The sequence below is a fragment of the Vibrio sp. 2CM40D genome, assembly GCF_023161825.1.
Lineage (GTDB): Bacteria > Pseudomonadota > Gammaproteobacteria > Enterobacterales > Vibrionaceae > Vibrio > Vibrio alginolyticus.
In genome coordinates, this window is sequence record NZ_JALNTL010000003.1 from 182,604 (window position 1) to 206,491 (window position 23,888).

At 44.8% G+C, this 23,888-nt stretch carries 23 protein-coding genes; 9 read left to right on the top strand and 14 right to left on the bottom strand.

Features of this window, described 5'->3' with window-relative positions; all coding sequences use genetic code 11:
- Window positions 1-44: 44 nt before the first annotated feature.
- From ompV to MTF70_RS07465, 4 genes are all read right to left on the bottom strand, one after another.
- On the bottom strand, window positions 45-821 hold the full coding sequence (ompV, locus tag MTF70_RS07450) for an outer membrane protein OmpV (protein WP_017635134.1): 777 nt from the start codon (window positions 819-821) through the stop codon (window positions 45-47).
- 221 nt (window positions 822-1,042) lie between these two features.
- The gene (locus MTF70_RS07455; protein WP_005373930.1) at window positions 1,043-1,576 is read right to left on the bottom strand and encodes a copper resistance protein NlpE; all 534 of its coding nucleotides are present in this window, start codon (window positions 1,574-1,576) and stop codon (window positions 1,043-1,045) included.
- Window positions 1,577-1,837: 261 nt separating this feature from the next.
- The gene (locus MTF70_RS07460; RefSeq protein WP_191115942.1) at window positions 1,838-3,067 is read right to left on the bottom strand and encodes a glycine betaine/L-proline ABC transporter ATP-binding protein; all 1,230 of its coding nucleotides are present in this window, start codon (window positions 3,065-3,067) and stop codon (window positions 1,838-1,840) included.
- Window positions 3,060-3,959 (bottom strand): proline/glycine betaine ABC transporter permease, encoded by a 900-nt coding sequence (locus MTF70_RS07465; RefSeq protein ID WP_053304614.1) that lies wholly within the window; start codon window positions 3,957-3,959, stop codon window positions 3,060-3,062. Before MTF70_RS07465 ends, MTF70_RS07460 begins: the two co-directional genes overlap by 8 nt.
- 500 nt (window positions 3,960-4,459) lie before the next feature.
- Between MTF70_RS07465 and MTF70_RS07470 the strand changes: the two genes are divergently transcribed.
- Genes MTF70_RS07470 through nqrM form a run of 3 tightly spaced genes read left to right on the top strand, consistent with a single transcriptional unit; the run spans window position 4,460 to window position 5,464 of the window.
- Entirely contained in the window at window positions 4,460-4,750 is a 291-nt protein-coding gene (locus tag MTF70_RS07470) for a DUF134 domain-containing protein (RefSeq protein WP_205461123.1), read from the top strand.
- A complete protein-coding gene (locus tag MTF70_RS07475) occupies window positions 4,747-5,253 on the top strand; it encodes a NifB/NifX family molybdenum-iron cluster-binding protein (protein WP_005373923.1) in 507 nt (168 codons plus the stop codon). The genes MTF70_RS07470 and MTF70_RS07475 overlap by 4 nt, the downstream gene beginning before the upstream one ends.
- A gap of 1 nt (window position 5,254) precedes the next feature.
- On the top strand, window positions 5,255-5,464 hold the full coding sequence (gene nqrM / locus MTF70_RS07480) for a (Na+)-NQR maturation NqrM (RefSeq protein ID WP_005373922.1): 210 nt from the start codon (window positions 5,255-5,257) through the stop codon (window positions 5,462-5,464).
- On the opposite strand, the gene MTF70_RS07485 is transcribed toward nqrM, so the two are convergent.
- Window positions 5,442-6,254 carry an aminoglycoside phosphotransferase family protein gene (locus tag MTF70_RS07485; protein WP_205461098.1) on the bottom strand — a complete coding sequence of 271 codons (813 nt, stop codon included), beginning with the start codon at window positions 6,252-6,254 and terminating at the stop codon, window positions 5,442-5,444. The genes nqrM and MTF70_RS07485 overlap by 23 nt on opposite strands.
- 187 nt (window positions 6,255-6,441) lie before the next feature.
- Here MTF70_RS07485 and MTF70_RS07490 point away from each other — a divergent pair, with 187 nt between their 5' ends.
- Window positions 6,442-6,636, top strand: a complete 195-nt coding sequence (locus MTF70_RS07490) for a hypothetical protein (RefSeq protein ID WP_005373920.1) — start codon at window positions 6,442-6,444, stop codon at window positions 6,634-6,636.
- Between the two features lie 75 nt (window positions 6,637-6,711).
- Here the strand turns inward: MTF70_RS07490 and fusA are convergent, their stop codons facing one another.
- The 5 genes from fusA to MTF70_RS07515 form a co-directional block, all read right to left on the bottom strand.
- Complete coding sequence (gene fusA, locus MTF70_RS07495) at window positions 6,712-8,736, bottom strand: elongation factor G (RefSeq protein ID WP_205461097.1); 2,025 nt, start codon at window positions 8,734-8,736, stop codon at window positions 6,712-6,714.
- A gap of 293 nt (window positions 8,737-9,029) precedes the next feature.
- A complete protein-coding gene (dgcA, locus tag MTF70_RS07500) occupies window positions 9,030-10,022 on the bottom strand; it encodes an N-acetyl-D-Glu racemase DgcA (protein WP_169628773.1) in 993 nt (330 codons plus the stop codon).
- A gap of 50 nt (window positions 10,023-10,072) precedes the next feature.
- Window positions 10,073-11,077 carry an N-acetyltransferase DgcN gene (gene dgcN / locus MTF70_RS07505; RefSeq protein WP_191115971.1) on the bottom strand — a complete coding sequence of 335 codons (1,005 nt, stop codon included), beginning with the start codon at window positions 11,075-11,077 and terminating at the stop codon, window positions 10,073-10,075.
- Window positions 11,078-11,178: 101 nt separating this feature from the next.
- A complete protein-coding gene (locus MTF70_RS07510; protein ID WP_042523297.1) occupies window positions 11,179-12,060 on the bottom strand; it encodes a LysR family transcriptional regulator in 882 nt (293 codons plus the stop codon).
- A gap of 154 nt (window positions 12,061-12,214) precedes the next feature.
- Window positions 12,215-13,423, bottom strand: coding sequence for an MFS transporter (locus MTF70_RS07515; RefSeq protein ID WP_042523295.1), 1,209 nt, complete (start codon window positions 13,421-13,423; stop codon window positions 12,215-12,217).
- Between the two features lie 201 nt (window positions 13,424-13,624).
- Between MTF70_RS07515 and soxR the strand changes: the two genes are divergently transcribed.
- The gene (soxR, locus tag MTF70_RS07520) at window positions 13,625-14,059 is read left to right on the top strand and encodes a redox-sensitive transcriptional activator SoxR (protein ID WP_042523293.1); all 435 of its coding nucleotides are present in this window, start codon (window positions 13,625-13,627) and stop codon (window positions 14,057-14,059) included.
- A 9-nt stretch (window positions 14,060-14,068) separates the two neighbouring features.
- Here the strand turns inward: soxR and MTF70_RS07525 are convergent, their stop codons facing one another.
- Complete coding sequence (locus MTF70_RS07525) at window positions 14,069-14,464, bottom strand: DUF2391 family protein (protein WP_005373896.1); 396 nt, start codon at window positions 14,462-14,464, stop codon at window positions 14,069-14,071.
- Between the two features lie 13 nt (window positions 14,465-14,477).
- Window positions 14,478-15,323, bottom strand: coding sequence for a tetratricopeptide repeat protein (locus tag MTF70_RS07530; RefSeq protein ID WP_005373890.1), 846 nt, complete (start codon window positions 15,321-15,323; stop codon window positions 14,478-14,480).
- Window positions 15,324-15,523: 200 nt separating this feature from the next.
- Between MTF70_RS07530 and MTF70_RS07535 the strand changes: the two genes are divergently transcribed.
- On the top strand, window positions 15,524-15,994 hold the full coding sequence (locus tag MTF70_RS07535; protein WP_017635141.1) for an ASCH domain-containing protein: 471 nt from the start codon (window positions 15,524-15,526) through the stop codon (window positions 15,992-15,994).
- A gap of 54 nt (window positions 15,995-16,048) precedes the next feature.
- Here MTF70_RS07535 and MTF70_RS07540 read toward each other — a convergent pair whose 3' ends face one another.
- Complete coding sequence (locus tag MTF70_RS07540) at window positions 16,049-16,636, bottom strand: class I SAM-dependent methyltransferase (protein WP_005373885.1); 588 nt, start codon at window positions 16,634-16,636, stop codon at window positions 16,049-16,051.
- 90 nt (window positions 16,637-16,726) lie between these two features.
- Complete coding sequence (locus MTF70_RS07545) at window positions 16,727-18,244, bottom strand: phospholipase D family protein (protein WP_169628774.1); 1,518 nt, start codon at window positions 18,242-18,244, stop codon at window positions 16,727-16,729.
- A 518-nt stretch (window positions 18,245-18,762) separates the two neighbouring features.
- Here MTF70_RS07545 and MTF70_RS07550 point away from each other — a divergent pair.
- The 3 genes from MTF70_RS07550 to MTF70_RS07560 all read left to right on the top strand — a co-directional run bounded on the left by MTF70_RS07550 (window position 18,763) and on the right by MTF70_RS07560 (window position 23,683).
- Window positions 18,763-19,920: an efflux RND transporter periplasmic adaptor subunit gene (locus tag MTF70_RS07550; protein WP_025767993.1), complete on the top strand. Its 1,158-nt coding sequence runs from the start codon at window positions 18,763-18,765 to the stop codon at window positions 19,918-19,920.
- Window positions 19,921-19,933: 13 nt separating this feature from the next.
- Complete coding sequence (locus MTF70_RS07555; RefSeq protein ID WP_042523289.1) at window positions 19,934-23,092, top strand: efflux RND transporter permease subunit; 3,159 nt, start codon at window positions 19,934-19,936, stop codon at window positions 23,090-23,092.
- A gap of 324 nt (window positions 23,093-23,416) precedes the next feature.
- Window positions 23,417-23,683, top strand: a complete 267-nt coding sequence (locus MTF70_RS07560) for a hypothetical protein (protein ID WP_005373876.1) — start codon at window positions 23,417-23,419, stop codon at window positions 23,681-23,683.
- Window positions 23,684-23,888: the final 205 nt, after the last annotated feature.

A 23,888-nucleotide genomic window follows, 5' to 3' on the forward strand; every position in this document is an offset into this window, starting at 1 on the left:
CGCATAAAGCCATCGAAATGATGGCTTTATAAGGGCGTATCGGATTAGAAGTTGTACGACACACTTGCGCCAACAACCCATTGGTTTGCACTATCAACGATAGAAGAGTCGCTGATACCGCTGCCTAGGCGCGTGTATTGTGTCATTTGGCTTACTTGCCAGTTGTCGTTGATTGGCATAACAAGTTTGTAGCCAACACCATAGCTTACCGTTGAATCACCTTTGTATGCTTTGCGGTTTGCGTTTGCTTCGCGTTGTTTTACACCAAAGTAGTAATCTACGTAGTCTTCACTTTGATAAGTTAGGTTAGCAAAAGGAACAAAATCAACACTACCGAATTTCATGATGTGGAAGTAAGTCGCGCCCGCTAAGTAACCTTTGTAAGCACCACTGATATCGTGCTGAAGGTATGTAGAAATGACGTTGTTTTGATCCAGTGTAAAGTCTGCGTTTAAACCTAGATCGACGGCGAAACGGCGTTTATCTGTGCCTTTCAGGCTTTTCGCTGTATCACCGTCGCGCATTACACCACTACCTACAAGGTAGGCACTCATGTTGATTAACTCATTGGTGTTACCGAAGAAGCGGTAGTTAATGCCACTTAGGTCGGCATTAAAGTCGTCACCATGGTAACCACCGTTGAGAATTGGTGCTGTATTATGCTTTTGATCTTTGAAAAGATCGCTGCCTTGAGCCACACCAGCTTCTACGTTCCAACCGCCTTCGTTGTTGTAGATGTTACCGTTACGAATGTAAGTATCGCCAGCGAAAGCTGAGCCAGCAGCTGTCAGAGTAAGTAGTGCAATTAATGTTTTTTTCATCATTTTTCCGAGTTGTTCTGTTTTGTTTTGAACACTGTACAAAATGACGTTGTAAGCATCTATCGGCAAAGCGTATGGAAATGTAATGAACAATCAGGGTAAGAAGCAGAATGTTGCTTCAGAATAGAAAGGTTGCTGGAATAGCTTTCGTTAAAATAACGAAAAATCCGAGCTGGGGTGGCTCGGATTTGGGGTATTTATCAGGTATTGATACTAACTTCTTACTGTTTCGTTAAGTTGTATAGTGGTGCTAGGTCACCCGTTACTTTTTCGCCATTCATGTCTAGCTTCATAAGTACGTTTTCACCAACAAAGTATTGGTTTGGTGCATCTTCATTTGTCAACGTTACGATGCTGCCATTTGCGTCCCAAGTGAATTGACCTTCAGATTTTGATTGACCGTCTTCTTTGTCTTGGTAGCTTTCTTCAAGTACGTAAGTGCCATCTTGATTTAGTGTGATGGTCATATCGATACCAGCACAATCCGCGCAAGGTAGTGTTCCTTTGTAGGTGCCGTTCCAGTCCAGAGCACTTTGTGCGTTGTGTTCAGAGTCTACAAATGTCTCTTCAGTAATTACCTGTTCTTCTTCTACTGGTAACGTGTCAATTGTCTCAGTCGTAACGTCTGCACTGGTGGTGACTTCAGTTTCCGTTGCCTGAGGTACTTCAACTGCGCTTGTTTCGGCAGGTTTCTCATCTTGACAGCCTGCAAGAATGATTACCGCGCCTGTTAGTGCCAACATTGTCTTTTTCATTTTATCCCTCTTTAAATCAAGATTTTGTATGAGAGTAATAGTAGACATTTATCGAGGATTTGCGTCATCAAAAAGCAATAGAATGATCTAACTATGTCAATAAAACCGGATATGAGCATGAAATTGTCAGGAAAATCAGAACAATGTAAATGTTGATTTGGGTATCAAGCTTGAGCCCACAGATAAATATCTAAAAAGGGGAGTGGGAGCGAGTTAATTGATAACAGCCCACATTATTGTGAGGTGTATTATCAACATCATCTAAGAAACGTTATTGAAGCTTGAGCGTGAAGTGCCTCGTTTTGTGCTTCGTTGATCAGAAAACAGCTCCGCAATAACCTGACGATTTAATTCGCCTTTCAAATGGCCGTGCTCATCGATGACGGGCAGTGAATGTTCACACGACATGACTTCAGTCAGCACTTGCTCAATGGCTAAATGTGGAGAGATGATAGGCACCTCTTCATAGATATCATCACGCCAATCTGATAGGTGAGTTAACTTCGCTGCGTTTAGCAATCCTTGCTGTGTTATCACGCCTTGATAGCCTGCATTGGTCTCATGGTAGGCATAATCACGTTTAACACGTTTCATTTCACTCAGCGCATCTTCAATGGTTTCAGCGCGAACACAGTACGAAGGTGGCTGCATCAGCGTTTCGACCGTCAGTGCTCGCGCTCTATTGACGTCTTTTACAAAGGCTTCAACGTACTCATCGGCAGGATGCAGTAAAATTTCGTCTGGTGAACCTTGTTGGACAAGTTCACCGTCTTTAAGAATCGCGATGCGATCGCCAAGTCGAAGCGCTTCATCTAAATCATGAGTAATGAAAATAATGGTTTTGTGCAGCTTCTGTTGCAGCTCTACCAGCTGATCTTGCATTTCGCTCCGAATCAGAGGGTCCAATGCTGAAAAAGCCTCGTCCATCAACAGTATTTCGGCGTCGGTAGCCAGTGCCCGTGCAAGGCCCACACGCTGTTGCTGTCCACCCGATAGTTGAGCAGGATACTGGTGCTCATAACCCGTCAGTCCAACGGTTTCTAACCATTCATTTGCTTTTTCTAAGCGCGCCTCTTTATTCATTCCCTGAACTTCCAAACCATATGCGATGTTGTCGATAACAGTGCGATGAGGCAGCAAGCCAAAGCGCTGGAACACCATAGACATCTTGTGACGGCGAAACTGTTCAAGCTCTTTGTTCGAAAGTTGCATGACATCCACCCCTTCTACCAAAATCTGCCCCATGGTTGGATCGATTAATCGGTTGAAGTGGCGAATCATGGTGGATTTTCCAGAACCGGATAATCCCATAATGACAAAAATTTCACCCTTTTGAATTTGCAGGTTGATGTCTTTTAGTCCGACCGTGTGGCCCGTTTCCGCTAAAACCTGCTCTTTACTATGTCCCAACTTAACGCGCTCAATCACGCTATTGGGTCTGGTACCGAAGATTTTATAAAGACCGCTGATTTCGATAAGTGGACTAGTCATTTTTTGAATCTCCTAAATGAGCTTGAGTGCGTTTCGCATACGCTTGTGAAGCACGGTCAAAAAGGATTGCTAGGGCGACAATTGCTAAACCATTGAGAAGACCAAGAGTGAAATATTGATTGGTAATAGACTTTAGAACAGGCTGACCTAAACCTTTTACCCCAATCATTGATGCGATGACCACCATTGACAGTGCCATCATGATCGTTTGGTTAATTCCCGCCATGATGGTTGGCATTGCAAGCGGAAGCTGAACCCCAAAAAGCCGTTGCCGAGTGCTGGCACCAAATGCGGTTGCGGCTTCCAATACTTCTTTATCAACTAGACGAATGCCCAAATTGGTTAAACGAATAACCGGTGGAATCGCGTAGATCACTACTGCGATAAGGCCAGGAATTTTCCCGATGCCCAATAACATCACAACTGGAATGAGATACACAAATGCCGGCATGGTTTGCATGACGTCGAGTAATGGTGTTACCACCGACTGAATGCGATTAGAGCGCGCCATAGCGATGCCGATAGGGATACCAAGTGCGATGGCAAGCATAGTACATACAGTGATGATACTGAGCGTGCGCATAGTATCTTCCCACATTCCAAAATAGCCAATCAGAATCAGCGAACCAAAACATGCAGCGGCCAGTTTCCAAGAGCGGCTAGCGGCATAAACGAGAGTGGTGCAGACACCTAAAATAATGAACCAAGGTGTAGAAATCAGAAGTTTTTCAAACCAGACAAGAAACGCCAGGAGCGGATCAAACAGAGACTCAATGAGTTCACCATACTCGCGAGAGAAATCTCTGTAGGCGCCGTCGAGTGTTTTGCGAATCGCCCTGAGATCAGAGGCATCCATTTCCGGGAATTCGCTGAGCCAATTTGAGTCAGACATATGTACTTCCTTTTTCTGATATACCTAAGCGCTTTCAAGAAACTTAATTTGGCAAGAAGAGTAGGGCACCTAGGCCAAGTAATGGTCGTTCGACAGGTTCTTTATCGAACGTATTACTCTTTAAGCTCAGGCGAATATCGTCAAACTTCTCTTTTTCGTTCCTTAGGTATACATCCTTTAAAATAAAACAATCATTAGTGTTCAAACTAATGATTTGCTTGGATTATAGTTTTTCTTCTTCAATAAAATGAACACATTAGCGTGTATTTGTATGAAAAATCTGCGCAAACTAACGTTTTTATTATCCGGTTAATTAGAATTGATCTTTTTGCTCGTTTGTCATCGAAATTTCTAAATTATTAGATGTCTAATTAATGCTGATGTATTACGTATTTGTCGTGTTGATTTTTGCAAACTTAGTTTATTGGCATATGCTAAAAATGTTATTGGCATATGCCAGTTTAAGGCGTAATTTGACTCTGTGTTTTTGAGGGACAATGATGGCAAGACAAAAGATAGAAAGACGAATATGCGGACGTGCGGCTCACCACTGCTTTAAGCCCAATGGCATTCCATTTAATCAGTTGGAGCAAGTCGCCATATTACCAGAAGAGTTAGAAGCGCTACGTTTAGCCGACTTAGAGGGGCTTAGCCAGCAGCAAGCTGCGGAGCAGATGGGCGTTTCTAGACAAACTTTTGGTAACACAGTAAAAAGTGCAAGATTGAAAGTCGCAAAAAGTTTAGTTGAAGGTCATGCATTAGTTTTTCCGAATGAGGAGTCAAACTTATGATTTATGCTATTCCTAATGATGGTGAGCGGGTGGCAAACCACTTTGTAAAAGCACCATACATCGCTATTTATTCTGATACTGACGGTATGCTAAAAAACTTAGCGAACATTGCTTCTATGCCACAAGCGGGTTGTAATGCGAAGTCTCAGTTGATTCAGTCTCTACAAGGGTACAATGTGGATGCTGTTCTTGTGCGAAATATTGGTGAACGTGTATTGGCAAAGCTACTTAGCAGTGGCACGCCAGTATTTAGGCTGTCTACTCGTAGTTCATTGGAAGATGTGCTTGCGGTTCCAAGAGAGCCTTTGATTGAGCCCTCTCAAGGACGCCCATCAAACAATCATAAGAAAAGTGTTCACAAACAAAAAGGCGGCTGCGGCTCCTGTGGTTGTGGTGGCCAAAAATCAAAAACCTCCTTGTTGGCAAGACCTAAAGCGCTACTCAAAGCAACATCTAGCCCTGCTATACTTAAGCTAGAGTCGATGGCTAATAAGGCAGGTTAATATGGTTTGGTTATTTACCTTTCTTGGTTTTCTCGCAATCATTTTGTTGATGTCACTTGGCGTCATTTTTCATAACAAGCGTATTCAAGGAAGTTGCGGCGGTTTAAACAACGTCGGTGTTGATAAAGTATGCAACTGCGAAACCTCATGCGCAGAACCTGAAAGGCGTTTATATCAAATCTCAGAGCCTAACTCATCACCTGAGCACTAAGGCTTTTGGCCCATTGCGGCAAGGTTTGCCGAAACCAGTCCAAATATTTGCTGGTCTGCGGATTCTCTCTGGAGACCAGTATGTTGACTACCTCGACAACGATCCACGCTTTTGCTAGTCCGATATCGCGCGCCAATTCTGTTGTTTCACCTTTCTCGGCGCACTTTACATACTTGCCTGCCACCTTCAAGTAATCATCAAATGTGCCCATGCCCTCGATGAGCGGCGCTAAATCTATCGCGACATGCCCTGTAGAAAAGCGTTCCCAGTCGAACAGCACTAGCTCGCCATTTTCGCGCTGTCCCCAGTTTCCAGCATTCGAGTCTCCGGAGATCAAGTTCTGTCCATCGAAAAGATGCGCCGATCGTTGTTGGAGGTTGTGGAAGAACTGCTCTGTCTCTGAGCCCAGTTCAAGTGTAGCGAGTGCTTGTTGAGTCGCTTGTGGTGTCCACTGGTGGCGGTGATAAACACCATCTGATGTTGGTGGAAGTTGGTGCAGTTTGACGAGTTGTTCAATGACTCGATCATCTTCAAGTAAGAATGCTTGCTCGACTGCGTGGGGAACGTATTCAATGTGCAGAACGTTTTTCTGGTCGTCGAATTGAATCAAGCGCGGTACGTGTATTCCAAGCGCGTTAAACTGTTCGGCATAGCGTTGATAAAACGCGACTTCTATTTGAGTAGGGTTACGTTTTTCTATTACTTGGACGCCATCTTTTTCGATGAGAAAAACTTTGGCACTGCCCATTTGGTTGAGTTCTTGCTGCGACACCGGACTTCCTGTCTTCATGTAGAGAGAGCTCACCTTAATCGCTGCACTCACGTTTGCCAATAGCCACGACAAAGTGCCTCAAAAATATTAAATGCAACTGTTTAAATATGATTTTGTCGTTGGTGTCTAAATTTTACACAGTTACGCCTGTACTCCGATAAATTCGTTCTACGCTTACTATTCGTCTTAATAAAGGAGAACCAAAATGGCTGTAATGAAGCAGGATATTCCAAATCGTGTAACGGTTTACCATGACAATATCGATCAAGAACAAGAGCTGAAAAATGCGATGCTGCCAGAGAAACCGCGCTACTTTAACGGTGCTCCGACTTACAAAGCGAACAGCATCGAAGAGTTTGAAAGCAAAATCAGTCAGATAGGTTTGTCTCTCGATAAATAATTTTTCTTTTACCTAAAAGCGCCCTCAAAATGAGGGCGCTTTTTTGTTTATGTGATTGATTTGAATCTTAGGGAATTAACCTTGTTGTGTACTGCCTTGGCAGACCTGTTTTTGCACTGCTGGTGGCGCAGGCTCGTAATGGCTTAAGGTCATACTAAAGCTGCCTTCACCACCAGTGATAGAGCGTAATCGACGAGCGTAATCTTGCAGCTCGTTTACAGGTGACTTGGCTCTGAGTAAGGTGAAGCTGCTGTCGATTGGCTCGGTGCCTTCGATTAAGCCTCGGTTTCCAGATAAATCTCCAGAAACATCGCCAACGTTCGCGGTTGGGATGTGCAGTTCCATCTGGACAATGGGTTCTAGCACAATAGGATCTGCGTTGTTAATCGCATCTAAAAAGGCTTTCTTACCTGCGATGACAAACGCAATTTCTTTCGAATCGACGGAGTGATATTTACCGTCATAAACGGTGACTTCCACATCCTTAATTGGGTTGCCAGAAATCGCGCCTTCCTCTAACGCTTGCAAAATACCTTTTTCAACAGCAGGAATGAGCGCGGTTGGAATGGCGCCACCCACTACTTTGTTGATGAACTTAAATCCGGCACCACGTTCGAGTGGACGAACCTTCAATTGCACTTCACCAAACTGGCCTGCACCGCCACTTTGTTTTTTGTGTCGATAATGCCCTTCGGCAGGTTTGGTGATGGTTTCAAAGTATTCGACGCTTGGTTGGCAGGTTTCGACGTCCAGTTTGTACACGTTCGCCATCTTTTCTAATGCGACTTTGAGGTGAAACTCCCCTTGGCCGCTGATGATGGTTTCGTTGGTGCGAGCGCGATGTTCGATGCGCAGAGAAGGGTCTTCACTGGCAATTTTATTCAGCACATCTCCTAATTTTTGCTCATCTCCACGCTTAAGAGGCTTCAAGCACAAAGAATACATGGAGTCAGGAAGGTCCAACGTTTTGAGTTGAACTCCATCTTCTTCGTGAGAGTCATGAACGATTGAATCGAATTCGAGATCATCCACTTTGGCTAAAACGCAGAAGTCGCCTGCAAGCGCGCGAGGGATCTCGGTTCTATCTTTGCCCTGCAGTTGATATAAGTGCCCAACTTTAAATGCCTTGTTGCTTTCGCCAATATAAAGCAGGCTGCCCGCATTGATTTCACCCTGATACACACGTAAGTAGGCAAGTTTTCCCATATATGGGTCGACGCTGACTTTGTACACGTGTGCGACGGTGTGCTCTAAGGTTTCGCAATTTACTTTGATTTTTTTGCCGTTCTTTTCCAGTAGAGGAGGGTTACCCTCGTTTGGCATGGGCATGATCTCCGCCAAGGTGCGCAGCAGCAACTCGACGCCCGCGCCGGTTTGTGCTGAGACAAAACAGACCGGAATCACATGTCCAGTTCTCAGTGCTTCTTCAAACGGATCATGCAGTTGCTCTGCGGTGAGTTCAGAGCCTTGTTCCAGATACAGTTCCATTAGTTCTTCATCGACTTCGATAACTTGGTCAATCAAGGTCTCATGAGCTTCATCTACCGTCGTAAGTAAGGTTTCTCGTCCCAATTCTGGTTCGAAATAGCAGTCAACTACAGATTCCCCGTCAGTCGAAGGTAAGTTGATCGGCAAGCAGTGGTCACCAAAATGCTCAACGATGTTCTCCATCAATCTTTCTAACTGATTACCGTGGTTATCGAGCTTATTGATGATGATCATCTGACATTTTTGCTGCTCTTTAGCAAAGGTGAATAAGCGATCGGAAGTTTGGTTAAGTGGGGTTTGAGGGTCGATGACAAGGGCAGATGTTTCAACGGCAGGAAAAACGCTGATAGTACGGCCAAGTAACTCGTTTTGTCCCGGAGTGTCGATGATATTGAGCCGGTGTTTATTCCAGCGCAGTGCGACTGGCGTTGCTTCAATACTGTGTTGATATTGGATGGATTGAGGGTCGAAGTCGGTAACAGTATCGCCTTTTTCTACGCTGCCTAAATGGTGGGTGGCATCGCAGGTGAAGAGCAGTTTTTCTATCAGTGTGGTTTTACCGGTCCCGGTTTGACCGATAAAAGCGATATTGCGTATTTTATTGATAGGCATAGAGCCTCCTTGCAAGATGGCGTGAAAAACCTACGAATTGCTAGGAAGTGGGTTGTTATAGAAACCCACGCACTGCATTGGAGTAGGGCGGGATTACCGCCTATTCGTTTTCCACGTCATTTTCCGGATGACTCGATGCATAAGACCACCTTCTTGGACTACTGGAATCTTAGCATGCCTCAATAACCATATAATTTATGTGACTTATTTCATGATGGAGCTGATTGTTTTTTAATCGAGATCATAAACTCAGAGGTTCTGACTTTTGGAGCAAAACCTCTGGATTGTTTAGGCTATTTGGAAAGAACGATTTCGCCGTCGCGATAAACTAAGCTCGGCGTTACATCTTGTCCGAGCAACACCGGGCCATCAAGATCGACAACGCTTGCCTGAGCAGCAATGGGTAAGGCAGCACGCATCGCAAGCGACGTCCCCAACATACAACCGGACATGAGGCTAAAACCGAGTTTTTGGGCGTCGTCGGCTAATAATAGTGCTTCAGTGAGCCCGCCAGTTTTATCTAGCTTAATATTCACCATTTCATATTTTCCAACCAGCTGATGTAATTGCTCTCTGGTGTGACAACTTTCATCGGCGCAAAGTGGAATGGGGTGCGGAATGCTGGCGAGTACGTCATCGCAGTCTTGTGGCAACGGTTGTTCGATCATGGTGATGTCTAGCGGTTCGAGTTGAGCAAATACCGTCGCGAGGTCGAGGCTTTGCCATGCTTCATTCGCATCTAAAACAATTTGCGCGTGCGGCGCGGCATCGCGTACTGCTGCAACGCGCTCAATCACGTTTTCACCATCCAGTTTTACCTTAAGCAGTTTTGCGCCTTGGCTAAGGTAAGCTTGCGCCTGTTTTGCCATCGCTTGCGGCGTGTCGATAGAAACCGTCATCGCCGTCACAATCGCCTCGGGTAACGTAAAGAGGTCGTGAACCTGTTGCTTGTGGCTCAAAAGCGCGTGAAGATGCCAAAGGGCGCAATCCAATGCATTTCTTGCCGCCCCCGCGGGCAATAACGATTGAAGCTGGCTTTTGAGAACCATGACATCAGCTTCGCCTTTGGCATACAAACTTTGCAGTTCATGTGCGGCGTGAGAAATCGCCTTAATCACCGATTCAACCGATTCACCATAACGAGGGTATGGCGTGCATTCACCTTGGGCTGTCATGCCTCGATGTTCAATTGTCACTCGGACTAAGTGGCACTCTGTCCGACTGCCGCGAGAGATGCGAAATGGTGTCGCCATGGCAAGCGTGACAGGTTCTACATGAATTTTCATCTCACTAGTTTTCCCTAAACCGCAGTTATTTTCTAAACCGTAAATGTTTCTTAAATCGTAAGGAGCCTATCTGCAACCGCATCAACGCCAAAACGTACAGGGTCGGTGACGGGCACTTGGTATTTGTCGCTCCAATCCTGGCATAACTGGGCTGCATCTTCTTCGCTGACCGCCGAAGTGTTCAAGCAAATACCCACTAATTGAGCGTTTGGATTTGTTAGGCGAGCAGCGGCCAGATTCGCTTCTATCGTTTGTTCAATGGTTGGCAAGCTCGCATGTGGTAAGTTGCGGATGTGCGGGCGACCAATCTCATGGCACAGTATCAGAGCGTCAGCTTGTGCGCCGTGAAGTAAGCCCAAACTTACGCCAGCAAACGAAGGGTTAAACAATGAACCTTGCCCTTCGATGATGTCCCAATCGTGATCGGTGAACTTAGGGCTGATCGCTTCTACTGCGCCGGAGATAAAATCGGCAACTACGGCATCAATCGAAATGCCACTGCCTGCGATGAGAATTCCGGTTTGACCCGTTGCTTTGAACTCTGCACGACAGTTTTTACGCTTCAATGCATGCTCAATGGCAAGGGCAGAGTACATTTTGCCAACGGAGCAATCTGTCCCTACAGTAAGTACTCGCTTGCCTGCGCGAGCTTTGCCATTGCCGACCTTGAGCGGGGCATCATAATGACGAACATCATATAGTTTGGTTAATCCGCGTTGTTCTAGATCGGCAAGAGGAGCAAATTCCGCCAAACGTTGGTGCATGCCCGATGCAATTTCAAATCCCATCTCTGCCGCTTCAAGTAAGGTTGCTTGCCAAGCTTCGGGAATGACGCCTCCTGGATTTGCCGTGCCGAGCACCAGCGTTTTTGCTCCTTGCTGCTGCGCTTGTTGTATTGTCATGTCGGTTAAACCAAGCGATACGGTTTCTGGCGTCAGGCGGATTTGGCCAAGACAAATCTCAGGTCGCCATTGATATATGCCACGTGCGGTTTTTGCTGCGAGTGGATCGGTTACATCGCCAAGAAAAAGTAGGTAAGGTTGAGCAATTTGCATGATGGTTCCCTTCGTCATCGTTATTGCTCATTAATGTAGCCAGACTGATTTAGGAAACCGAATGCTTATTTGTTAGGCAGGTATAACTTCAGGTTATACCTTTAAACCATCTGTTGTTTTAGGGCGGTGATAAATTGCTTTGTCGCAATGGATTGAGGTGTGTGCTCTGCGAATAAAATAGAGACAGAGAAGGACATATTTGGCTCCAAAGCATGCACGGAAACGGCATTATCTTGGCGATATTGTTTTGCAGTCCAAGGGTCTACAATCGCGAATCCTGCTTCGTTTTTCACCAGTTCAGCCGCCGCGGAGTAGCTGCGGACGGTAATGGCATGTTGATAATGCTCGTCACGCGCTGACAAGGTTTGATGTAACAGCAAGCCCAGAGGGTCTCGGCTATCTAAACCGATAATGGGTAAATCGTGACTGATGAGTTCTTCTAAAGTGACGGTTTTTTCTGTGGGTATCGCTGCGCTTTTAGGGGCAATTAGCGCCAAGTTTTCTTTTAATAACATGTGTCCCATGATCGCTGGTGGCGTTTCTTCACCGAACGCAATGGCGACATCCAATTCATGTTTCAGTAAACCTGAGCACAGCTCATCGCGATTGGCCGTTAAGAGCTCAAAGGAGATGCTGTGCTCTTTCGACAACAACGCGACAGTCGGCGTTAACAAGTGTGCGGCCAAAACAGGCGGAGCACCAACTCGTAAATGTTGAGTTCCCTGTTTGACTTTGTTGGTCAGAGAGCGAAATTGTCCGAGTTGTTGATAGACTTTTTCAGCCTCTGGCAATAAGGCTTTGGCTTCTTGAGTTGGAACGAGACGGCCCTTTACACGCTCAAATAAAGCGAAGCTCAGTTGTTGTTCTGTATGGGCGAGAACTCGAGTGACATTAGGTTGGGAAACGTGCAGTAAGCGAGCCGCGCCTGACACCGTTCCTGCTTGCATAATGGCGTAAAAGACTTCTAATTGCCTTAAGTTCACTGCGATTTCTCTCTGCTCATGTTGGTCACCTCAGAATACCCAACCTTGCTGATAAGCGATAGAGGCAAAAGTGCTGGCGTAAAAAATAGGAAGACGATGTTGGTTGCCTTCCTATCTCGCTTTTTCAATTTCTCAACTTCTCAATTTCTATGCTTCACTTTGCTGCTGCATGAAGGGGCAGGTCGTTAAACGGCTCGACGTCTCGGCTGAGTAATCCCATCAAAATCACTGCTAATACCATGACAGCAGCTGCGATTGCAAAACCGTATTGTGTTAGTTCGTAATGACTCAATATTGCAATCAGGACGTAACTGAGAGATTGAATGGTGGTGGCAAACATGCTGATGCCGCCATCGACGCGACCTCGTTGATGAACCGCTACGGTGTGATGCATCCAGTTGACTCTCGCAATGCGATTTAGCGCGTTAAATACGCCAAACAGCGCCGTAAACAATAAGATGGTCAGCGGGCTCATCGCAAAACTCATCCCGATAAGCGCAAAAGAGACCATAACCATCGAAGCGAACATAATGTGGCTATGGGAGGAACGGCTTAGCACTTTGGTGACAATAAAGCCGGTTAGCAACGAGCCGAGGCCAAAACTGATGTTGAACCCTGCAAACCAATCGCCAGAGATGCCTTGTTCAGAAAACCAAATCGGCACCAGTTTGCTCAAATACGTCAATGCAGGATAAGAGAGGCAAGAGAGCAGAATAAAGCCATAAAATCGGGGTTCGAGGCGGAATATTTGTTTGCTCTCTTTGAGTTGCGCGATGAAAGCAACGGATTTTGATGCCCTTAATTGTTGGGTATAAGGCGTCAGAATATAGAACATCGCTGCTAACGCAGAGGCGCTGGCCGCAAACAAAGCAAACTCTTTCATACCCCACATTTCAAGCAAAACAATACCCAACGCGCCAGCTCCGAGGGTTGTGGATTGCATTACAATTTCTTGCTGACCCGAAATTTTCGCATACTCATGGTGCTGATAATTTTCTTGGGTGAAAGCGTTGTTGGTCGTCCATGCAAAATTACTCGAAACCCAATACACCAATTGTGCAAAAGCCAGCAACCAGTGTGACTCGAACCCTAACCAATAAGCAATGAACACCACCAAAGCCATACCCGATTGAATCCATTGATTGAGCACGAGTAGTACTTTGCGTGAATGTCGGTCAATTAAAGTGGAAAAGAAAGGCGTTGCTAGAAAAGAAATCGCGGTGCAGCTCAGAGAAACTAAAGCGACGAATGTACCCATGTTAGGTTCGGAAAGCATGACCCATGGCAGCGCCATCATGAATAAGCCAGAGGAAATGCTGTCGAAGAAGCGGCCAGCTAAGTACGGCTGAGTTTTATTTTTCATTATGTTTGCCTCTAACTCCCGATGGATTTCAAAAGGTTGATGTCCAACTGTCTTGTGTTTAACAACCAAGTCGTTCGCGCTGAACACATTATCTTGAGCTCGCCGGGGTTTAGCGTTAATTAAGATGGTGCAACTTTAAAACCTCAAGTAAACTTGAGGTAAAGCGTTTTTTTAACAAAATTGATATACAGGGAGTCAAGGATGGAAATCAGCGTAGGAGAAGTGGCAAAACGTTCTGGAGTGAAAGTATCTGCCCTACATTTTTACGAGCAAAAAGGACTGATTTCGAGCTGGAGAAATCAAGGTAATCAGCGTCGCTACTATCGCAGTGTGTTGCGCCGTGTTGCGGTGATCAAAGCAGCGCAGCAAGTTGGGTTGTCGTTAGAAGAAATTAAACATGCGTTAGATGAACTGCCGAAACACCAAGCCCCTAACAAAGCGCAATGGGAAGAAATGGCAAGCCATTGGCATGAACAGTTAGAACAAAAGATTCAAAAACTTAAAGCGTTGCAAAACGATTTAGGAGGATGCATTGGCTGCGGGTGCTTGTCGTTAGAAACCTGCGCACTGCGAAACCCAGAAGATGTATTAGGGAAAGACCACTCGGGGTCGAACTTAACGTTAGAAGAAGAGTAGCGATTATCTCTATTCTTTGTCGAAACTGTCGACTACGATCGCGCCCATCGAAGCAGGCATTGTGATGACGATAACGCGCTTTATCGCAACCAAAGGCTCATTCATGAGTGGCAGCTTATCAAGACAGAAAAGAACTAACGCTACCACAACGGCCGCAATGAGGTACGCGATAACCACACGAAAAATAAAGATGGATACGCGATTCTTGATGTGGCTTTGAAACACGCTTTGATACGCGAAAAAACTGAGGAAAATGACAGAAAGACTCAACAGCATGAGCAAGTTTGCCATTGGTAGGCTCTCACCCAATCGCCACGCTTCCTCCGAAAATGAGATCGGGACTGCTAGGGCAAAAGCGCCAACCAATACTTGGCTAGCGTCTTCTAGATTAAAGTGGCTGCTCATGCTGTTTATTCCATTATTCGCTTGCTAGATGTAAGAGCTTTTCAAAACGCTCATTACCGTGCAGCAATTCGAGGTCTCGTTCTTCGGCAAGTAAATCACGAATGGATGGGCTGTATTCAATTGCGCGTTCCAAGTCTTCAATAGCTTGCTCTTCGATACCAAGGCGAGAGTATGCACACGCGCGTTGATACAGTGCAGGGCCGTTGGTGTAATCGACTTCAAGTACGCGGTTACAAATGCTAAGTGCCCAATGGTATTCGTTGATTTCCATCGCTGCGTCGGCTTTGTACGTCAACGCTTCTAAATCACCTGGACGAATTAACAAGATTTCATCATAGATTTCGATACGTTGCTCTGGAGTTTGAGAGCTTTGTGCACGTAGCCATAAGTTATGGATCTCGTTGATTTTCTCAATTTCTTTGTTGTTTTCACTGATAATGCGAGTTTTGCGTTTTAAATCTCGCTCAAGGGCGACAAACTTTTTCTCGTATTCTTGGGCGATCTTCTCCAATCGTTTATCAGCCATCTCTTTGGTGTTGTGTTTAAACTCACGCAGAGATTGCCATCCGACAAAGGCAATCAGCGATGCGACACCAGCAATGATGTAGAAGAAGTATGTAACGGTCACGTTGGCATAGTTCAACGATTTATCTGCGACCGTTAGCTCGCGATCGGTGATCTCTGTGATCATTCGCTTTTCTAGGCTTTGATAGTCCTGACGCAGCGCTTTTAGTTCATCTAAAATATAGCGTTCCATTAATGGTCTATCTAACAGATCCGATTCTGAATACTTTTCCTCCGATGCCATTGTTGGCAAGGCAAGTATCAGCGAGAAAAAAATACCAATAAATAAGCGCATATAACGTCCTTTCACGAGAAGAGTACAGATAGACCATGCAACAATAGCAAATAGCACAAACGTTTAGCAAAGTTATTACAAAAGAAATAACAGTCGTCTACGTAGAAGTCATATTCTTGTTGTTTTTCAGCTTGTTCCTGGTGGTTATTTGTTGTGATATCTTTTATCCTCCTTGCGAATTTATGATTAATGGAGTGAGCATGGACGCGCGAGCTAAGGATTACTTAGAACAATTCCTAGAACTATTATCACCAGAACAAAGGGAAGCTGTACCATCAGTCAGTGCTGACTATTATTGTGCCGATGAATACAACGCGAATGTATGCGCAGATTTGGTTCGTATTGGACAGAAAACTGCATCGTGCAGTTTGGAGCTTTGGTATCGAGAGCATGGTGAAATCATGCCCCAAGTCGGTCATTTACAAGTAGTGACGAATTGGGATGGGGACCCGGTTTGCGTGATACGAATTACTGACGTAAGTACATGCAAATATGAGGATGTAACCGCAGAGTTTGCCTTCGCAGAAGGCGAAGGTGATAGAACCTTAAACTGGTGGCGTGATGCTCATACTGCATTTTTTAAAGCTGAATGCGATGAGTTGAACATCGATTGGCATGAGAAACGTACGCTGGTTTTAGAGCGTTTTGAAGTGGTGTATCCCGTCAATTAATCTCTGATAGCAGCACTGATTTGAAGTGCTGCTTTCTTTATCGAGAGACCATTTTTAGCGCTTTCGAGCGGTCACACTAAACATGTGCCAATGTTTTTGGCTTCCGACTACAGTGGTCCCGTCTTCATCTCTTTCATGCAATGAAATGAGGTCGTAACCTTCGAATAAGCTTTCCACTTCCTTTTTCGTTAATGCGGTAATGTTTGGATGCATTTCGGAGGTCACCCAGGAGTCTTTCACTCCCAAGAAATCGCCGCAGAAGATACCGCTCGGTTGTAATGCGCTGTCTATTTTTGTCCAGACTTGTTTGAAGCCTTTGTCAGGGCAAAAGAACAAACTGGCATTTGCGATAACCAAGCTGCACTGAGGATAATTAAACTCAGTAAAACAGCACTGCGAAACCGAAAATCGTTTGTTACCTTCAAAGCGTGTTAAACAAGTTTTTACTGCATCTTCGTTGCTATCACATGCGTGAACCTTAAATCCCTTTTCGAGGAGAAAGTGGCTGTCTCGACCTATTCCGCAGCCAATATCAAGAGCGACTTTGCCTTCTATCTTAAGTCGATTTACGGCATTTTCCACGCTTGGGCGGTGAGGTTGGCTTAAAATTTTCTGATAGTATTCATTCCATTGCGCTGGCATTGAACTTCCTTATGTTGGTTGTGTCCCCTGCCCAAAACTAGCGTCCATTTTGTTTTGCTTGACTGGGGAGATTTGCAGTATTGGCAGCTGTTATAGCTGATCTTCAATCGGTAATATTCCGGAGAACCAAGCGCCCATTTTTCGCCATACTCCTGCTTCTGGTTCGGAGTCGTATTCTTCGCCTGTTTTTACGTCGGTCCAGACAATGTCCCCGTCGCGCAGAGTTAAGGCATAGGCGTTACTCGACAGTTGACTCGGCAGTTGTTCTAGAAACATTTGCACATATTCTGGCTGTTCGATAACAACGGCCATTTCGGTATTCAAAGCGGCCGAACGTGGGTCCCAGTTCATCGAACCAACGAAAAGTGTTTTGTTATCAATCGTCATTGCTTTAGCGTGTAAACTTGCTCTGCTACTCCCCGTGAGGCTCCACTTACTTTTGAGTTTCGCGCTCGCTTTTACTTCCCAAAGCTTGATTCCAGCTTCGAGTAGATCTTTTCGATATTTTGCGTACCAACCATGCACGGCAAACACATCGTTAGACGCGAGGCTGTTGGTCACAATCGTGATATCAACGCCTCGCTTGGCCGCGTTACTTAATGCTTGAGTACCTGCTTCAGTTGGAACGAAATAAGGAGAAATGAGCACAAATGAATCCTCAACACTTTTAACCAATTCCGACAAATTATCAATAAGTTGACTCTCTCGGGTCGCGACTTTATCGGGCAGATCAAACCATACTTTCGCTTCTCCCCAGTAGAGCTTGAGTTTGCCTTGTTTTAGATCTTGGTACATATCCAGTTGGGTGAAGTCATAGCGGCCGGTTGAAAACTTTTCCTCTAACCGGAGTTTATTGACCTGCTTTTGAATCGCTTGGTCGGTAATTTGCTGTGAATTCGGTGTAATCCATTCCATTGGTATCGAATAGGCGCTATTCCAGTAGAGGTCGAACTGATCGGCAGTTTGTTGTACCGCCTCACCATAGAGCAGAAGATCAAAATCACCAAACTCAACTTGCGATTCAAAAGAGAAGTATTCATTGCCGATATTTCTACCTCCGACAATGGCGGAAACACTGTCTGCAATCAGAGACTTATTGTGCATACGACGATTAAGGCGTTCAAAATCGCTAGCAAGAGCGAACCAACGGGAGTCGCGATACTGATGCGGGTTAAATAAGCGGATTTCTATATTAGGATGTGCATTGAGGGCAGCCATCACATCGTCGTTTCGCTTTTGCATATCGTCAAGCAACAGCCTTACTCGAACACCACGCTTTGCCGCTTCATACAAGCGCCACGTTATTAGCTGACTCGTTTCGTCACCACGGTAAATATAGTATTGAAGATCAAGGCTTTTCTGGGCGGACTCGATCAAAGAGGTTCGAGCAAGAAGGGCATCGTGTCCCTGATTTAACGGTGCAAAGCCAGTTATGGACTTAGGGTCTCTCCCGTAAGCTTCAAAGTACTGCGCAAGAACAGAATCCTTTTGATAACCGAGCTGAAAGCTGGTGGACTTTTCACTGGCGTCATTCAACGATACGGATGAGCATGCCGATAAAATAGTGAGCAGCGAGGGGAAGAGCAACTTGGCGAGCGTTTGTAACAAAGCACATTTCCTTGTCTTACAGAGTGTTACCTACTCCAAATTATAGACTTAAGCTGACGCCACATGCACCCAGAACCGTTTGATAACGAGCGATTAATCAATGAATTGCCATAGAGCCTGCACTAAGTTCAACTTTTAGAGCGCAGATAATCATTTATTTTAATTATCATTATGGCCGTATTGGTCATAATCACTAATATCTGGTGATTATGACCAATAGCACACTGGACAAAATAATGATTTTTATATAACCATATGATTTTTAATAAATAAATGCTTGGCATGTCATTTGCTGTTTAGAATAAAAGTTAAGTCAGAGCAACTTGCGCAGTTGGTTAATTTTTTGTTAATTTTATTAACTTTGAATTGGCAATAACTATCTAGTTTGCTGCTTAAAAGACTAGGCAAGCGCCGCTTTGATGTTTATTCAAATTCAATTCTCTCACCACCATGCTTACCGGGAGCAATGGACTGAATAAAAGTGTGGTGTTGAAAACAACAATAAAAAAGGATTTTCGATGTTAGCAAAACCCATATTACGTTGGCTTTTACCCTTCGTCGTCGTTGGAGGCTCTTATGCAGGATATGCTGCAATTGCCGCAACTGCGCCGGAAAAAGAGTCAACCAAAGATGCAATTACAGAACCTACTGTTCAGGCTTCTTCTCTTTTTCCTACTGATCACAAAGTGGTGATTACCAGTCACGGTGAATTAGTCCCTTTTGAAAAAACACACCTTTCCGCGCAAGTCAGTGGTGAAGTGATAAGTTGGCACCCGAATTTTGTAACGGGTGGCATCGTGAAACGAGGAGAGGTTCTTTTCACAATTGAAAGTGACAACTATGAAGCGTCGGTTTTACAAGCTGAAGCCGATTTAGCTAGTGCACGCGCAAACTTGATTGAGGAACAAGCGAAAGCCGAAGTGGCAAAACGTCAGGCAAAGAGACTGAGCGATAAGCAAGTGACGGATTTGTATTTACGCAAACCTCACGTTTTGAGCGCACAAGCCCAAGTGAAGTCGGCTCAAGCGGCACTCAAACGAGCAAAAAGAGAGTTAGAAAATTGCAAAGTCGTTGCACCTTACGATGCGCTGGTTGTTGAGCGTGATATTGGTGTTGGTCAATTTGTTACATCTGGTTCTCGAGTTGCCACGTTAAACAACATCGAAGTGGCAGAGGTGCACGTACCCATTGCCGGTTTTGATAGTGCATTTTTACCCGAATCCATTGGTGAACTCACTGCGACAGTGACGCAGCAAGGTGTGTTTTCTACCACTAGAGAAGGTCGAGTAGTTCGTGATCTAGGCATGATTGATAGCGCTACCCGAATGATTAACATGGTCATTCAAATCGCGGACCCATACGGTGTCGATAACCAGCAGCCTCCAATTAAATTCGGCTCCTACGTTGAAGTGAGCTTCACTGGTAAGGAACTTAAGCATATCTATCGCTTACCACAGGAATTAGTTAAAAACCGTACCGTGTGGGTGGTGAATGGCGATAATCAACTTCAACCCAGAACTGTCACGGTTTTGAGAGCAGAAGGTGAGTTTTTGCTGGTGGGCGAAGGTTTAGAGCAAAGTGATAAGTTGGTACTGACCTTGCCCGAGTACCCTCAAAAAGGCATGGCGGTACAAATCGCAAAAAAGAGTGACGACTCCGAAACCGTCGTACAGTAAGTAGGAGTATGTCATGGAAGATACTAAACAAAAGGGCTTAATTGCCTATTTTGCGAATAACCCCGTCGCTGCCAACCTTTTGATGGTGTTCATCATTATCATGGGTGTGGTGAGCTTTCTCTTTATTCAAAGGCAGATGTTTCCGAATATTGAGGTGAACTACATTGATGTTCGTGCGACTTATCCTGGCGCTTCTCCTCAAGAGATAGAAGAGAGTATTCTCGTTAAGGTCGAGGAATCGATTAAAGACGTCACCGGGATTAAAAAAGCAGTCTCAACGGCCTCTAGAGGTAGCGCGTATGTTTCCATCGAGGTAGACGTTAATGCCGATATCAAGCGTGTCTTAGATGATGTAAACCAACGTATTGATACCTTGTCTAATTTACCAGCGGGTATGGAACCAATCAATGTTTACCAAGTTGAATGGCGCCAAGATGTAATTGAAATGGGGTTAGTTGGGGACCGACCGCTCGAGGAGCTTAAACCGCTTGCTAAGCAAATCGAAGATGAATTACTTCAGTTAGAAAACGTCGTGCTGGTGTACCTGAGTGCGCCAGAAGAAGAAATAGCGATTGAAGTTGACCCACTTGTTCTTCGTAAATACGACCTGACGTTGAGCGATATCAGCAGCGCGATCAGCCGTTACTCAGCCAACTTTTCTGCGGGCGAAGTAAAAACAAACTCAGGGATGATTGCAGTAAGGATTGAAAACCAATACTACCGTGGTGATGAGTTTAGAAATATTCCTGTAAAGCTTGGCGCAAATGGTGCAAAGGTTCTGTTGCAAGATATTGCCACAATAAAAGATGGCTTTACGGAAGAAGAGCGCTACTTTGAATACTCAGGTCAAAATGCGATCTACATGTCTGTTGAAGCAACTCGTGACCAGAACATTATCCCTGTTGCACAGTCCGTTCGTAATTATATTGAAGCAAAAAACAAGACATTACCGCAGGATGTTAAGCTCAAAGTCTTAGTTGATACGACTTATTATTTAAATGGGCGTCTCGACATGATGTTGAAAAACTTGCTGCAAGGCGCTGCATTAGTCGCGATTATGCTGACCATTTTCCTACGTTTCCGCTTGGCTATGTGGGTAATGATTGGGCTACCTGTCTGTTTTCTCGGTGCCGTAATGATGATGCCTGCATTAGGGATAACGGTAAACATCGTGTCTCTTTTTGCCTTCATTATGGTGCTCGGTATTGTAGTTGATGACGCCATCGTGATGGGAGAGAGCGCTTACAGCGAAATTGAAGAAAGAGGCGGTGGCGTCGAAAACGTGGTTCGTGGTGTAAAACGTGTTGCCACACCAGCTACTTTCGGTGTGTTAACCACAATTGCTGTGTTTGCTCCTTTCTTGTTGTCTAGTGGTATTGATAGTGCCTTCTTTTATGGTATCGCGGGGGTCGTGATTCTTTGTTTGATCTTCAGTTTGATTGAATCGAAGCTGATCCTTCCTGCACACCTTGCGCATACCCATTTTAAACCAGTCAAACCTGGTGGATGGCGAGATCGTTTCAACCAACGTTTCTTCGGCTTTGTAAACGGTCCGTATCGTAACTTTGTAACAACATGCACCCATTGGCGCTGGACAGTGTTTGCGGTGTTCTGTGGTTTACTGCTGATCAGCGCGGCTTTGATCAACGCGAATTATGTTCGGATGATCCCTAACCCTAAAGTGCCGACCGACTATCCTGCGATCACTATTGAAATGAATGATACCGTTTCAAGTGAGCAGACAATCAGTGCACTCAAGACTATTGAACGTGTCATGCAAAAGATCGAATCTGAGACCATTGCAGAACATGGTCAAGGAATGATTCGTGATGTGCTGTCGTACAACAGAAGCCGCACCGAAGGTCGTGTATTAGTACCTTTGGTTGATGAAGAGTTACGCCCGTTCAATACATTTGAACTGGCTCGACGTTGGCGTGAAGCTATGCCTGTTATTCCAGGTATGAAGAGCATCAAAATCCGTGAGCAGAGTGCGGGTGGTGGTGACAGAGATGAGTTTGGCTACTTGTTGTTTGGCTCTAACATCAATGAGCTCAACGAGGCTGGGCGTTACTTGATAGAGCGTTTACAGCAGGAAGAAGGGTTATATGATATTTCATCTTCTATTGATTCTGGAAGTAAAGAAGTACTCTTGTCTCTTGCGCCTGTAGCGTACGATCTCGGTCTGGATCTCACCATGATCGCAGAGCAAGTTGGTGGCAGCTTTTATGGTGGCGAAGCACAGCGCATTATTCGTGATGGTGAAGAAATTAAAGTTATGGTGCGTTACCCGCAACTGACGCGTGAAGCATTCTCATCATTGCGTTACGCCGTGATTACAACACCAGCAGGTAAGAAGGTCATGTTGGGTGATGTGGTGAAGATCAATGAGCAGCCGGGCGTGAGTAGCATTCGACGTGAAGGCGGGTATCAAACCGTTTATGTCTATGGTTCGATAGACGAAGAATTGGTTGAACCTCAAGAAATCGTGAAGGTCATTGACGACAATATCTTACCGGACATGAAGCAAGCCTTCCCAACTGTGAAAACAGAATTGGGCGGTGATATTGAAGAGCAGGCTGCGCAGCGTAATGAACAGATTTTGTTCTTTATTGCAGGCATGATCATCGTCTACATCTTGTTAGCTGTACCGTTAAAAAGTTATACCCAACCTTTGATTGTAATGTCCGTCATTCCGTTTAGTCTGACGGGGGCGATTTGGGGCCATTTCTGGCTAGGTTTAGACATCAGTATGATGTCGACATTTGGTTTGATCGCCGCTGCTGGCGTGGTTATCAACGACTCTCTGGTTATGACAGATTACGTAAATCAAGTGAGAGAAAAGGGTATGAACATCAAACAAGCGGTTGTTGAGGCGGGTTGTGCTCGTTTTCGAGCTATCACGCTCACCTCAATAACGACGTTTGCGGGTGTATTGCCGATAATGTTTGAAACGAGTTTGCAGGCGCGTTTCGTCATACCGATGGCTGTCGCTTTGGGCTTTGCAGTGTTGTACGCAACGGTTCTGACTTTAGTGTTGGTGCCTTGTTTGTATTTAATGCTTGAAGATATTAAAAATATTTTCAGATCGATTAAGAGGTTTATCCATCGTTTGATTAATCGTTTCAGAAAGTCGCCAGTGACGTCGAGCGTTGAAGCAAGCGTATCGAGTTAACAAGCTTGATGTTAACGATTAGGAGCAGCCTTCGGGCTGCTTTTTTGTTTCCGCATTTTGATTCAAAGCGATTTTTTAGTGGGCAGTTACGTAATTATCTGATGAGAAAACTGCCTGACAAAGCATTTATAATATGTATGTTTTTAATGTATTGAATTCGCATGGTTAATTTGACACTTGGTTAGCGAAATTTACCAGACGAAGATAACGCTGAATATGGCTCATGATTTAAGTTATTGAAAAATAACAAAATAAAAGTTGGCATCGTATGTGCAATATATAAATTGTAATTAAAATTAACTGCTAATCCTCAAGGAGCTTATTATGAAAAGCGTATTTCTATCTACTCTAAGTCTTATTGCTGTAATGTCATCACCAATCGCTGCTGCTAACACTTTAGACAAAGAGGAGTGGAGCTCAGATTTACGTCAGGACTTTTCTGAGATGAAACATGAAGCTATAGCAGATATTCAGCAAATGAACATGGATGCCATTCACGCACGTGATGAGCGTATCGTGAAAAACATTAAAGATGAGCAAGAACAGTTAGTAAAGGTAACGTGCCACAAAGAGAAAGCAAGCAAGTCATAAACGCCGCTAAAAGAGACTAACAGACGAAAATGAATCCAATACGAGTTCGGTGTTAGTTAGCAGTAAGCACTGACCTTGTTGCTCTACTTGCCAGCCTTTTAAGGCTGGCTTTTTTGTTTCTCATTTCATGGGTGGAGATCAGATCCTCAAGCTTATTATCAATAGTTGGCGTGTTTGATGAGCTATTGCTGGATGGAGCGGATGT